General features: G+C 61.6%; 9 protein-coding genes and 2 pseudogenes. 4 read left to right on the top strand and 7 right to left on the bottom strand.

The genetic code is table 11. The features are described 5' to 3' along the window. Nucleotides 1-633: 633 nt before the first annotated feature. A complete protein-coding gene (locus VGH41_RS22625; RefSeq protein WP_331599838.1) occupies nt 634-1,848 on the bottom strand; it encodes a Bcr/CflA family multidrug efflux MFS transporter in 1,215 nt (404 codons plus the stop codon). A 362-nt stretch (nt 1,849-2,210) separates the two neighbouring features. On the opposite strand from VGH41_RS22625, the pseudogene VGH41_RS22620 reads away from it, so the two are divergent. Then, a pseudogene (locus VGH41_RS22620) lies at nt 2,211-2,735 on the top strand (hypothetical protein); the annotation flags it as partial. 278 nt (nt 2,736-3,013) lie between these two features. On the opposite strand, the gene oxlT reads toward VGH41_RS22620, so the two are convergent. The 3 genes from oxlT to VGH41_RS22605 all read right to left on the bottom strand — a co-directional run bounded on the left by oxlT (nt 3,014) and on the right by VGH41_RS22605 (nt 7,099). Then, complete coding sequence (oxlT, locus tag VGH41_RS22615) at nt 3,014-4,306, bottom strand: oxalate/formate MFS antiporter (RefSeq protein ID WP_331599837.1); 1,293 nt, start codon at nt 4,304-4,306, stop codon at nt 3,014-3,016. A 144-nt stretch (nt 4,307-4,450) separates the two neighbouring features. Beyond that, entirely contained in the window at nt 4,451-6,070 is a 1,620-nt protein-coding gene (locus tag VGH41_RS22610) for a gamma-glutamyltransferase family protein (RefSeq protein ID WP_331599836.1), read from the bottom strand. Between the two features lie 216 nt (nt 6,071-6,286). Beyond that, complete coding sequence (locus VGH41_RS22605) at nt 6,287-7,099, bottom strand: GntR family transcriptional regulator (RefSeq protein WP_331599834.1); 813 nt, start codon at nt 7,097-7,099, stop codon at nt 6,287-6,289. 283 nt (nt 7,100-7,382) lie between these two features. On the opposite strand from VGH41_RS22605, the gene hemL reads away from it, so the two are divergent. The 3 genes from hemL to VGH41_RS22590 all read left to right on the top strand — a co-directional run bounded on the left by hemL (nt 7,383) and on the right by VGH41_RS22590 (nt 10,559). Further along, nucleotides 7,383-8,675, top strand: coding sequence for a glutamate-1-semialdehyde 2,1-aminomutase (hemL, locus tag VGH41_RS22600; protein WP_331599833.1), 1,293 nt, complete (start codon nt 7,383-7,385; stop codon nt 8,673-8,675). Nucleotides 8,676-8,773: 98 nt separating this feature from the next. After that, nucleotides 8,774-9,907, top strand: coding sequence for a bifunctional diaminohydroxyphosphoribosylaminopyrimidine deaminase/5-amino-6-(5-phosphoribosylamino)uracil reductase RibD (gene ribD / locus VGH41_RS22595; protein WP_331599831.1), 1,134 nt, complete (start codon nt 8,774-8,776; stop codon nt 9,905-9,907). Nucleotides 9,908-9,923: 16 nt separating this feature from the next. Beyond that, a complete protein-coding gene (locus VGH41_RS22590) occupies nt 9,924-10,559 on the top strand; it encodes a riboflavin synthase (protein WP_331599830.1) in 636 nt (211 codons plus the stop codon). 433 nt (nt 10,560-10,992) lie between these two features. On the opposite strand, the gene VGH41_RS22585 is transcribed toward VGH41_RS22590, so the two are convergent. The 3 genes and pseudogenes from VGH41_RS22585 to VGH41_RS22575 form a co-directional block, all read right to left on the bottom strand. Then, nucleotides 10,993-11,136: a hypothetical protein gene (locus VGH41_RS22585; RefSeq protein WP_331599839.1), complete on the bottom strand. Its 144-nt coding sequence runs from the start codon at nt 11,134-11,136 to the stop codon at nt 10,993-10,995. Between the two features lie 112 nt (nt 11,137-11,248). Beyond that, complete coding sequence (locus tag VGH41_RS22580; RefSeq protein WP_331599829.1) at nt 11,249-11,875, bottom strand: hypothetical protein; 627 nt, start codon at nt 11,873-11,875, stop codon at nt 11,249-11,251. After that, a pseudogene (locus VGH41_RS22575) lies at nt 11,872-12,622 on the bottom strand (hypothetical protein); the annotation flags it as partial. The pseudogene VGH41_RS22575 and the gene VGH41_RS22580, both read right to left, overlap by 4 nt.

The raw sequence follows: 12,622 nt of genomic DNA, 5'->3' as shown, positions 1-12,622 counted from the left end.
AGGCAAAGAAAGCGGGCTTCCAACCGCCAGCCAGTAGGTGTGCGCCTCGCCACCCACGCGGTATTGGTCCGAGACAAGATCGTCCCTCGCACCACACAGGACTTTGACACAGGGCTCATCCACCCCACTCCGCACTGCGTGTGTCGCGGACCGGCTTACAGGGGAAAGCCGAGGCTGCGGCCCGCTGTGTCAATGCGCAAATTGATAAGGCGTACGAATTACATGCGCCGCTCATTAGCTGCGCACCTCAAGCACGCAGACCACCGAACTGAACGGAAGGGAAGTTATGCCCGACGGCGGGCGCGCAGCGAACGCTGGAGCGAATGAGTGCTGTGTCACGAACGTGACCGCGCGAGGGTGGGTCTCGTGTTGGACCGTTACCCGTACATGACAGAGATGGACACTTATGGGCTAGCGGTTGGAAGCCCGCTTTCTTTGCCTACTTTCTTTGCGGCGGCAAAGAAAGTAGGTGCCGCCCCGCACAGGGGCGAAGCTAATAGACCACTAAGAATGCAAGGAGAGGCCAACGCAGTAGGTCAGCAACCGAGGGGCCGCGCTAACAGACCACTAAGAATACAAGGAAAGGCCAACCCCGCAGGCAAACAACAAAAGCCGTCAGCCAGACAAAAAAACCTAAACCCCTACTACCCCCCGCCCATGCCACCTGACAACCAGCACCCTGCCACAATAACAAAGCACCCCGGCCACGCCGATCGTCACCCCCATGCCGGTAGGCGAAACCCCACCCCAAAGTCCGACCGCAAAACTGGCCAGCGCACCTAACGCCAACTGCATTGCACCGAACACGGCAGCCGCCGCGCCGGCATTCTGCGGATACCGATGCATCAGATCGGTCGTGCAGTTAGCCGACAACAACCCCACGACTCCCACTACGAAGAACAACCCCACCACAATCGACCACAACCCGCCCCAGCCAGTCAAAGAGACGAGCGAAACAAACAGGGAAGCGCCACAACTGACAGCCGCCGAAAAAGCGATGATCCGCAACGACCCAAGCCGGCCAACCAACCGGGTATTCAGGAAGTTGCCGAACATGATGCCAATAATGTTCAGCCCAAACAGAAATCCATAATGCTGGGCGGAAACATGGAAATACTCGATGTACACAAACGGCGTCGCCGTGATGTACGCGAACATCGACGCAAACGCCATCCCGCCGCACAACATGTGCCCCCACGCCACGGGATCGCACAACAATGTCCCGTACGCCGCAAACGACTTCAGCACCGCCGACTGCTTGCGCTTCTCGCGTGGCCACGTCTCCGGCACGCGCAGGAATGCCGTCACCGCGCATACCGTGCCGAAAATCGTCAGCGCCACGAACACCACGCGCCAACCGCCCAGCAGCAACAACTGCCCGCCAATCAGCGGCGCCAGTAACGGCCCGATCGATGTGACGATCGACAGCATCGACAAGACGCGCGCCGCATCGGTGGGTTCGTGCGCGTCGCGTGCGATCGCGCGCGCCAGCACCGATGCCGCCCCCGCACCCAGCGCCTGCACGAACCGGAACGTCACCAGCGAGCCAATCGAATACGCCACGCCGCACGCAATGCTCGCCAGCGCGTACATGATGATCCCGCCCAGCAGCACCGGGCGCCGGCCGAATGAATCGGACAGCGGTCCGTATAGCAGCATTCCGACCGAAAAACCCAGCATGAAACTCGTCAGCGTCGTCTGCGCAGCGCCAGTCGTGACCAGAAAGGCCTGCGCTATCGAGGGCAGGCTCGGCAGATACATATCAATCGAAATCGGACCGCAGGCGGCCAGCGCGCCGAGCAACAGGATCAGCCGGCCATCGGGCCGGCGCTTGGTAACGTGAGACATGGGAATCCAGGAGAAGCGGTCCGCCCGCACACGGAATCCGTGTGCGAGCAATGGTGAAAACTGCGCCATCACTGCAGCGCGAGTCCCGCAATTGTACGCGACGGCCTTTCGGGCATCTCGCCCTCCGCCGACAGCGCAAGCCCGTTTGCTCGATCATAGGCAACGCCTGCGGCCACCTGCTCGTGGACTGACACACTGTGTCAGATGATGATCAGGAGTCCCGTACCACGCAATCGCCGCACGTGTCGTGTCGTGTCGCGGCCTGGCCTGGCCGGGGGCCATGCATACGGCGAAGCGGCGATCGGTTAAGCTCACGCCTTGTCGCGCGATCACCCATTCAACGTCTCTTTCCCCGTCCCGTCATGACCGCTTTTCTGCTGATCTGGAGCCCGAAAAAATGGCCCTGGCCGGAGCTGCCCGAGGTCGCCAAACGTGTCGCCGCCGGTGAAGCAGTCACGGATGTCTGGGGCTGCGGCTTCGCGCGCGGCATCCTGCCTGGCGACCGCGTATTTCTCCATCGAGTCGCACAAGAGCCTAAAGGTGTGTTCGGCTCCGGCTACGTGACGCGGGCGCCGTACGAAGTGCCCGATCCGAATACGAAGCGCGGTTATCGTCTATGCATCGACTTCGTCTACGACTGGCTGATCGACGCCCATCAGCATGTGGTCGTCACACGCGAGTCGTTGCGCGTGCACCCTTTCTCCGTGCAGACGTGGGACGCGCAATCGTCCGGCACGGTGATCAAGCCCGTAGCGGAAGGTGCATTGGAGAAGCGCTGGGCCGAACTGACCGGCAAGCGCAAGCCACCGAAGCAGGCCGCGCCGTCAGGACCCACGCAGCCCAGCAAGGCGTCACTTCGCGCGCTCACGCAGAACGCTGACGCAAGCGCTGACGCAAGCGCAGACGCGGGCCACGCGAAATCAGAGGAATTCAGGAAGACCAGGAAGAACGGCAACGCGACAGGCACCGCCGCAGAAAGCGGGGCCGAACGCGGCAAGCGCAGTGTTGCAGCGCCATCCGCAACGCGTTCGCAAGACACGACATCCAGCACAGCGCCTCGACGCGCGTCGAAGCCTAAACCGGCGCCCTGATCCCACGTTGGGCGCGGCCTGTTTCACAACGTAGGCGGCCGATCAGCGCGCCGCCCAGATCGTCTTATGCCATCTCACCGGCTTGCACGCACAAACCTGCCGCGCGCGGGTTTGAGCACAAACATCGCCAGCGCCGCGGTGCTCAGGTCGAGCGCAATCGCACAGCCGAATACCGGAATCCAGCTGCCGGTATGCTGATGCAGCAACGCGGCAAGCGGTCCGCCGAAGACCGAACCAACGCCGAACGAGATGTACAGCCATCCGTAGTTCGCGGTGGCGTAGCGCGTGCCGAACGTATCGGTCAGCGTCGACGGGAACAGCGAAAAGATCTCGCCCCAGCCGAAGAAAACCACACCCGACAGCAGTACGAACAGCACCGCGTTATCGCGCGTCAACAGCCACAGCGTCATCGCGATACCTTCCAGCGCGAAGGCGAAACCCATGGTGTTTTCGCGACCCAGACGATCCGATACCCAGCCGAATAGAGGACGCGTCAGGCCATTTGTGAAGCGGTCGATCGTCAACGCCAACGGCAACGCAGCAAGCCCGAATACGAGAATTTTGCTGACGCCGAAGTCGGTCGCGAAGGTCGCCATCTGCGACGTCACCATCAGGCCGGAAGTGGCCATCATCGTCATCATCACGAACATCAGCCAGAAGAGCGGCTGCCTGAGCATCTCGGACGGCCGATAGTCGCGCACCGGCCTGGCCGTCTGCGCATTGGCCACGCTCTGCGCCAGCTCGGCCGGCGGCACACGCAAGCCTTGCGCGGCGATGAATCCCACCACGGCGAAGATGATGCCGTAGAGCCACAACGTCGCTTCGACGCCGCGCGAAGCGAGCGATGCCGAGATCGGAAAGGTCGTCAGAATCGCGCCCATGCCGTAGCCCGCCGCCACGGCACCGGCTGCGAAGCCGCGTCGATCCGGAAACCAGCGGACCATCAGACCGACCACGCCGACATACACAATGCCCGTGCCGAGACCGCCGACGCCGCCATAGGTGAGGTACAACATCGACGTGCTATGCGCATAGGACGCGAGCACCCAGCTTACGCCTGCCAGCAGGGTGCCGATCGAGATCAGCATGCGCGGCCCGAAGCGATCGATCAGCGCGCCCTGGAACGGCGAAAAAAATGCCTGCAGCAGGACCAGGATGGAGAACGTGACCTGCAGTTCCGGCAAGGCAATGCCGAGCTTCGCTGCGAGCGGTTTGGTCATCAGCGTCCATACGTACTGCGGACTGGAGATCGTCATCATGCAGACGAGCCCGAGACCCAGCTGCAACCAGCGGGTCCGTTCGGATGGCGCCGCGGCAAATGCCCCGGACGTGGCGGCTCCATTCAATGTAGGCGTGCGGGTGTTCATTGGGTTTCTCCGTTTTGCATTCCGTGCCGAACCGTGGGTCGGCCTGCCTCGTTTCACGCCGCAAGCGCAAGTACTCACGGCGCAAACCACTTCAAAAGAACCTGTTGCAGGACGCCGAGCGCCTGTTTGCAAGCGGTGCTGCGCTTACCAGGCCGCTGCTCCGCCGTCGCTGCGCGGATCGAAGCCGCCTTCGAGACAGCCGTTGTCGTACCGCACGATCGCGCCGGCATGCCCCATTGCTTCGTCGTAAGGCAGCATCTGTTCCACGTCATGGCCGAGCGCGCGCAACGCATCGAACGTCGCGGACGGAAAACGCGCCTCGAGCTTGAGCGATTCGTTGGTTTGCCCCCACGTGCGGCCAAGCAGCCAGCGCGGTGCGTCGATCGCGGTCTGCGGGTTCCAGCCGAAATGCGCGATCCGCGAAAACACCGCGCTTTGCGATTGCGGCTGACCGTCGCCGCCCATGTTTCCGTAGACCATCGTGCGGCCGTCGTCGAAACGGGCGAGCGCGGGATTCAAGGTGTGAAACGGGCGGCGCCCCGGCATGAGCGGATTGCGCGCGGCCGGGTCGAGCGAAAAGCTGCAGCCGCGGTTCTGCCAGTTGATGCCGGTGCGCGGCAGCACGATGCCGCTGCCGAACTCGTGGTAAATGCTCTGGATAAAACTGACGGCCACGCCGTTGCCGTCGATCACGCCCATCCAGACCGTGTCGGCCGGCCCGAGCCCCTTGCCCCATGGCGCGGCCGCAGTCAGCGAGACCTGCGCGGCCAGCGCATCGAGCGCGGCCGGGGCGAGCAGCGACTGCGGATCGATGTCCATGTGATCGGGATCGGTGATGTGTTTGTCGCGTATCGCAAAGGCGAGCTTGGTGGCCTCCACGCATACGTGGACATACTCCGGCCCGAGCGGGTCCATGTCGTCGCGCAGCACCCGGTCGAGAATGCCGACGATCAGCAACGACACCAGACCTTGCGTCGGCGGCGGCATGTTGTAGACACCGCCGAGCGAATGCGCGAGTGCGAGCGGCGTGCGCGACCGGGCCCGATGCTGCTGCAGATCCGCCAGCGACACCGGGCTGTCGACAGCCTGCAAATCCGCGGCGATGCTGCGTGCCAGATCGCCGCGGTAGAAGTCGTCCAGACCGGCCCTTGTCAGATGCTCGAGCGTGGCCGCGAGGCGCGGCTGCGTGAAGCGCTGGCCGGCAGCGGGCACGCGCGTGGCGTCGCTACCGGTGAGGAAGGTTTCGGCAAAGCCGGCAACCGTCTCGAGTTCTTCGCGTTTCGCTGCCACGCAGCGCGCCTGGCTGCGCGTGACCGGAATGCCGTCACGCGCGTAGGCAATCGCGTCTTCGAGCAGTCGCGCGAGCGGCAACCTGCCGCCCAGCGTCTGCGCCGACCAGTTGTGCGCGAAGTCCCAGCCCGAAATCGTGCCGGCGACGGTATTCGCCGCCAGCGGTCCGCGAAACGGGATCGATTGCAAACCGAGTGCGCGATACGCCTCGATCGACGCAGCCGACGCGGCCGCGCCACAGGCCTCGATGCCGACCGGCTCGCCGCCCGGCGGCGCGATCAGCCAGAAGCCGTCGCCCCCGATGCTATTCATATGCGGATATACGACCGCGATGGTCGCAGCGGCGGCGATCATCGCCTCGACCGCATTACCGCCATCGCGCAAGACTGCCAACGCGCTTTGCGAGGCAAGCGAGTGCGGCGCAACCGCCATTCCGCGGATGCCCCGCGCTGGATTCAAAAACTCTGACGACATGTTCCCTCAGCTCAAACGACCACCGGCGCCAGCGGATCGTTCATGACCGGCCGGCTATGTATACAAGCTCGTCGACATTAGCGAGAAGCGTGCCGGATGGCCATGCGAGGGAGTGTCGCAGGACAGGAAAACCCTTACTCCATCAGCGTTTGGGAACGAAGCGCGACCGAACGCCGCACCGCTGACACCCATGGCCGCGGCATTCGGCATGCACGTTTAAAGGATGCCGCGGCCCTTCGGCGGTGCGCCGGCCACGGCCGCACGATCCGCCTTGGTGCGCACGCTATGAAGACGGTGCACCGTCAGCTTGCGCACTTCGGCCTGGCTGCCCTCGATATGGCGGGTCACGAGGGCAACCGCCGTTTCGGTGTCGCGCGCGCGGATGGCGTTGAGAATGGCGGCGTGCTCAGCGTAGGTATCGTCGATGCAATTGCCGTAGACCAGATCGAGCCGCCGCACCACGCGGATGCGGTCGGTCACCCGCTGCAGGGCCGCCGCGAGTTCGTCGTTGTCCGCCGCCGACACCAGCGCCAGGTGAAATGCTTCGTCGAGTGTCGCCACACCGCGTCCGTCGGTCAGGCGCCTCGCCGGCGGCACTTGCCAGATGGCGTCGAGTTGATCGAGCAACTGGATCAGCTGATCGGAAAGCGCTTCGCCATGGCGGCAAATTCGCCGGACCGCGAAAGTTTCGATCAGCTCGCGCATCTCGTACAGGTCGTCGAAACGCTTGAAGTCGATCGGCACCACCTCCCAGCCGCCGCGCACGTAGCCCTGCATCAGGCCGTCGCCCTGCAGACGTTGCAGGGCTTCGCGCGCGGGCGTGCGTGAGACGCTGAAGCGTTCGGCGATGGCGCCTTCGGTCAGACGGTCGCCCGGCAACAGCCGCAATTCGAAGATGTCGTCGCGCAGCTGCGCGTACACGTAGTTCGCGCGCGAAGCGCCGCCAGCAGGCGCCGGGGTGGGCGCCTGAGGCGGGGAAGTCGCGGGGTCGGCGGTTTCGGCCGCCGCGGGGATGAGGATGTCACGCATGATCGCCGAGGATACCAATAAACTATCGCGCCAGAAAACGTTGCCGGGCTGCTTGTCGCGTGCGCCGCCGCGGGACAATCTGCCGCAATCCGGGCGCAAGCGCCCGCTGTGCCTGCCTCGGGCCGACTGCGCGCGACTCCGGTACAATTTCAGCTAACCATTCAGCCGCCGCAAGGCGGGTTGGACGCGAGTGGGCAAGCCGGGCACCGCCGCGGCGCGCGTGCCGCCTTCAACCCAGCCATTTTGCGCGTCTCTGCACTTCTATCAGGCGGGTCCAACGTCCATGTCCAGCAATTCCAGGAACGAAGCTCTTTTCGAACGCGCCCAGCTCACCATTCCCGGCGGCGTCAATTCGCCCGTGCGCGCTTTCCGCTCGGTGGGCGGCACGCCGCGCTTCATCGAACGCGCGCAAGGCCCGTACTTCTGGGACGCTGACGGCCAGCGCTACATCGACTACATCGGCTCCTGGGGTCCGATGATTCTCGGGCACGTGCATCCCGAGGTGCTGGAAGCCGTGCAGAAGGTGCTGGTGAACGGTTTCTCGTTCGGTGCGCCGACGGAATCGGAAGTCGAGATCGCCGAAGAAATCTGCAAGCTGGTCCCGTCCATCGAACAGGTGCGCATGGTATCGAGCGGCACGGAAGCCACCATGAGCGCGCTGCGCCTCGCCCGCGGCTTCACGAACCGCAGCCGCATCGTCAAGTTCGAAGGCTGCTATCACGGCCACGCGGACAGCCTGCTCGTCAAGGCCGGCTCGGGCCTTCTCACCTTCGGCAATCCGACTTCGGCGGGCGTGCCGGTGGATATCGCGAAGCACACCACCGTCCTCGAATACAACAACGTCGCCGCGCTCGAAGAAGCGTTCAAAGCCTTCGGCAACGAGATCGCCTCGGTGATCGTCGAGCCGGTCGCGGGCAACATGAACCTCGTGCGCGCCACGCCTGAGTTCCTCAACGCGCTGCGCCGTTTGTGCACGGAGTACGGTTCCGTGCTGATTTTCGACGAAGTGATGTGCGGCTTTCGCGTCGCCCTCGGCGGTGCGCAGCAGGTCTACGGCATCACACCGGATCTGACCTGCCTCGGCAAAGTGATCGGCGGCGGCATGCCGGCCGCGGCGTTCGGCGGCCGGCGCGACATCATGGCTCATCTCGCGCCGCTCGGCGGGGTCTATCAGGCGGGCACGCTGTCGGGCAATCCGATCGCCGTGGCCGCCGGTCTGAAGACGCTGCAGCTGATCCAGGCACCGGGTTTCTACGACACGCTGGCTCAGCGCACCACGCGGCTCGCAGAGGGTCTGACGAAAGTGGCCCGCGAAGCGAAGGTGCCGTTCGCGGCCGATTCACTCGGCGGCATGTTCGGCCTCTACTTCGCCGACAAGGTCCCGGCCAGTTTTGCCGAAGTCACGACGAGCGACGTGCCGCGCTTCAACGCGTTTTTCCACAAGATGCTCGACGCGGGCGTGTATTTCGCGCCTTCGGCTTACGAAGCGGGTTTCGTGTCGATCGCGCACGACGACGCGATCATCGACGCGACCCTCGACGCGGCACGCGGCGCGTTCGCCTCGCTGGTGGCGTAAGGACATCTGGAGTACGGTGCATCCAGGCATTGAGCAGGACCGACCTGCACTGAACTGAACCGTACCGAACCGCACACTAAAGACCTCAACGGACGCCGATGTTTTCGCAAACCGATTTCGTCCATATGGAACGCGCGCTCGCTCTGGCGAGGCGCGGCATGTACACGACCGATCCGAACCCGCGCGTGGGTTGCGTGCTGGTCAAGAACGGCGAAGTGATCGGCGAAGGCTTCACGCAGCCAGCCGGCCAGGATCACGCCGAAGTGCGCGCGCTGAAAGACGCGCGCTCGCGCGGTCACGATCTGCGCGGCGCCACTGCTTATGTGACGCTTGAACCGTGCAGCCACTTCGGCCGCACGCCGCCGTGCGCGAATGCGCTGATCGAGGCGCAGGTCGAACGCGTGGTCGCCGCGATGGAAGATCCGAATCCGCAGGTTTCCGGACGCGGCCTCAGGATGCTGCGCGACGCGGGCATCGAAGTCCGTTGCGGGCTGCTCGCGAATGAAGCGTATGAACTGAATATTGGCTTCGTGTCGCGCATGACGCGCGGCCGGCCGTGGGTGCGCATGAAGGTGGCGGCGACGCTCGACGGCCGCACCGGCCTGCCCTCCGGCGAGAGCCAGTGGATTACCGGCGAAGCGGCCCGCGCCGACGGCCACGCGTGGCGCGCGCGGGCATCGGCGATCCTGACGGGCATCGGCACGGTGCGGGAAGACGATCCGCGCATGACCGTGCGCGCCGTCGAGACGCCGCGCCAGCCGCAACGCGTCCTGATCGACAGCCAGCTCGACGTGCCGCCGGGCGCGCAGATTCTTGCCGGCGCGCCGACGCTGATCTTTTGCGGCAATCTGGACGAACGCCACACGGATCGCGCGAACGCGTTGCGCGATCGCGGCGCGGAAATCGTGCAGCTTGCCAATAGCGCGGGCAAGGTCGATTTACCCGCCCTGCTGAAGGTGCTCGGCGAACGCAACGTCAATGAATTGCATGTCGAAGCAGGCTACAAGCTGAACGGCTCACTGTTGCGCGAAGGCTGCGTCGACGAACTGCTGGTCTATCTGGCGCCGAGCCTGCTCGGCACGGACTCGATGGGCATGTTCAATCTCGTCGCACCCGACACGCTGGAAGGCCGCGTGCGTCTGAATTTCCACAGCGTTGACCGGATCGGCGACGACGTACGGATTCTGGCGCGCTTTGCGGCTCAGTCCGCGCCTCACCCCACTTCGAAATAAGCAAGGAACCCGCACCATGTTTACCGGAATCGTCGCGGCGGTCGGCCGCATCGAATCAGTCAAGCCCCTCGGCAACGACGGCGACGCGGGCGTGCGCCTGAACGTCAACGCGGGCGGCCTGGATCTTGAAGACGTCCAGCTCGGCGACAGCATCACCATTCAGGGCGCCTGCATGACGGTGGTGGCCAAGACGGCGAACTCATTCGAGGTGGACGTGTCGCGCGAAAGCCTGAATTGCACGGCCGGTCTCGGCGAACCAGGCGACGTCAATCTGGAGAAGGCACTGCGCGCGCACGACCGGCTGGGCGGCCACATTGTCTCGGGACACGTCGACGGCCTCGGCACGGTCATGCGTTTCGCACCGGTTGGCGAGTCGCACGAATTGCGTGTGCTGGCCCCGCGCGAGATTGGCCGCTACCTGGCATACAAGGGCTCGATTACCGTCAACGGCGTGAGTCTGATGGTCAACTCGATCACCGACCGCGACGACGGCTGCGAATTCTCGATCAATCTGATCCCGCATACGGTGGAAGTGACCGCGCTCAAACATCTGCGCGAAGGCACCCAGGTCAATCTGGAGATCGATCTGATTGCGCGGTATGTGGAGCGGATGCTCAGTGCGTCGCAGGACGGATCTAAACCGTTGACGTAATTAGCATTTTGTCGATTCAAGTGTCTATCATCGTCTCGCCAGAACCATCGTCAGCCAGCTTTTCGTAACGGTATTCTTGATGGCATGCCGTCGATTTACTCCTCAAGTATACCGTCGCGATCCCTGAAATTCGGCTCCTTCAACCTGCCCCAATCTGCGGCCCGCCGCACCAGCATTGGGATTGGCGGTGACAAGCGAAGACCTCTCCGATCGCCGTCGCCCACTTTTCCAAACGGGGCATTCGACACTACAACCAATCCCCGGCCTTGCTCAAAACATGGAATACCGAGTCAATTACAAACATAGCTTGCAGAGCGAACCCGACGCATTTATCGTGCAGGTACCATCGTAGCTTGTGCCCAGCAATATCCCAAAGCACCACACAGCGCCGTGCTCCGGGACATCTTTTCGGAAACAGGATTGCAGATAAAGATCAGCCCGCAACCGCAAGTGCAGTGGTAATGATGCATGGCGACGGGCGTGCCATCACGGTCAGAGAATCTGTCGTAGCCCTCGTCAATCGTGGTCGGTCCGTGCAGATCGCGTCGTCGCCCTTGCGGGCGAGCGGCCTGCCCATGAATTCGGTCCAGAGGGAGTCGCCGGTGACTTCGCCACCGTGCTCCAGTTTGTCACCTTTGCGACGAGGGATTGCATAATTTAAATCAAAATCCTCGGAATAATATTTATAATTACTTGCCGGATGTTTCAGGAGTCGTTGATGGAGAATCAATTATTCCAATTCCACCAAGCATCTTGGGAATTCGATCAGCCTCCTTCCTGTTGAGTCTTTTATTTAATGCCTCGAAAGAAAAGCACGGAAACTTTCTTTTATCAGGACATATTAAAAAATAATCAGGAGAAGCCAACCTTACCTGGTCGCCGAACACCGAATTTACATATGCGATCGTTCCAACCCAACCGTTTCCTTCATATTTCCGTTGCCATGCGATCTTGCGCGCATATCGCCCACCTGAATCCTCTGAGGTAATTACGTCGGCCGCGGTCCTTTTCTGCGCAGCGCCTGGGGTCAACGTGTTCGCGCCAGTCACAAAACAGCCAAAGGAGAGCTTTCCCTGAATTGGTCTGTCTACCAGTTTAACCAGGGTATAAAAATCAAAAGAGACGACTTTTTCATTTTTATTGATTGAAGAAATCGTTATTTTTGATGCAATATCTTCATCAAGAGCATATCCGCACTGATTCGACAATAGATCAATATTTTCTTGACGTTCATCATGACTATCAGGCGCATACTCTGCGCCTGCAATTCCATTAAAGAAAAACCATACCAATAATGCACAGAGAATATTCTTCACTGCGGTCTCCTTGTGAAATTTTCTGGCCACGTTAGGTCCTCTTGATTTGGTCCTTTGAAAATAGCAATATCGGCCAAGACCATTAATGCATTAGTGAACGACGTCGATCGATCCACCAAACCATTCATGTTTGGTGGATTCTGGCCTATAGCACCGGGATAGTTCACTGCCGCAGCACAGTTCGTAAAAGACTGGTTGTAATACCATACCTTCGTCCCCGCATTTGTACGAATTGTTCTTCTTTCGTTTGTGCCGAGCGCATCTGCGTATTTATTCGCACTACCCACTTGTGGACGTGAAGGATTATCAGCCGTCGGCATCGATTTTCCAGACCAAATCCAGTAAACACCTGCACTATGACTCGCGTGATAGTCATCTCTCGCTACCGCGTTGCGCCACTGTAACTCCTGTGGTCCCGGTGGTAAGTTCGGATGTCGCCCAAGAAATTTAAAATATTTATAATAGTTATTATTACCACCCCCCATATTTCCGTTAGGGTTTGTCAGTTGCAAGAAACCGCGACCAAACCAGCCATCATGTAAATCCGTTGCATTGTCACTACGATTCCCCTCCGCAAGATAGTGGAACCATCCTGTTTCTTGCGTGGCATTTGCTATAAAGCAGGCTTGCCGACTCGGGGTGTTGAGCCTGAACTTCCTCATTGAATTGTTCAAATTCAAACCAAACTTATCAAGCAAAGACGAGGCGAATGCGGGACTTGGTGGCTCCCACACTCCCTGAGAGGGT

Source organism: Paraburkholderia sp., from assembly GCF_036488795.1.
Classification (GTDB): domain Bacteria; phylum Pseudomonadota; class Gammaproteobacteria; order Burkholderiales; family Burkholderiaceae; genus Paraburkholderia.
The sequence above is the reverse complement of the archived record's forward strand: the minus strand, read 5'-3'. Positions and strand labels throughout refer to the sequence as shown.

Coding starts and splice junctions, on each gene's coding strand:
- VGH41_RS22625 (WP_331599838.1), bottom strand. CDS start 1,848: ATGTCTCACGTTACCAAGCGCCGGCCCGATGGCCGGCTGATCCTGTTG.
- oxlT (WP_331599837.1), bottom strand. CDS start 4,306: ATGAACACCCGCACGCCTACATTGAATGGAGCCGCCACGTCCGGGGCA.
- VGH41_RS22610 (WP_331599836.1), bottom strand. CDS start 6,070: ATGTCGTCAGAGTTTTTGAATCCAGCGCGGGGCATCCGCGGAATGGCG.
- VGH41_RS22605 (WP_331599834.1), bottom strand. CDS start 7,099: ATGCGTGACATCCTCATCCCCGCGGCGGCCGAAACCGCCGACCCCGCG.
- hemL (WP_331599833.1), top strand. CDS start 7,383: ATGTCCAGCAATTCCAGGAACGAAGCTCTTTTCGAACGCGCCCAGCTC.
- ribD (WP_331599831.1), top strand. CDS start 8,774: ATGTTTTCGCAAACCGATTTCGTCCATATGGAACGCGCGCTCGCTCTG.
- VGH41_RS22590 (WP_331599830.1), top strand. CDS start 9,924: ATGTTTACCGGAATCGTCGCGGCGGTCGGCCGCATCGAATCAGTCAAG.
- VGH41_RS22585 (WP_331599839.1), bottom strand. CDS start 11,136: ATGGGCAGGCCGCTCGCCCGCAAGGGCGACGACGCGATCTGCACGGAC.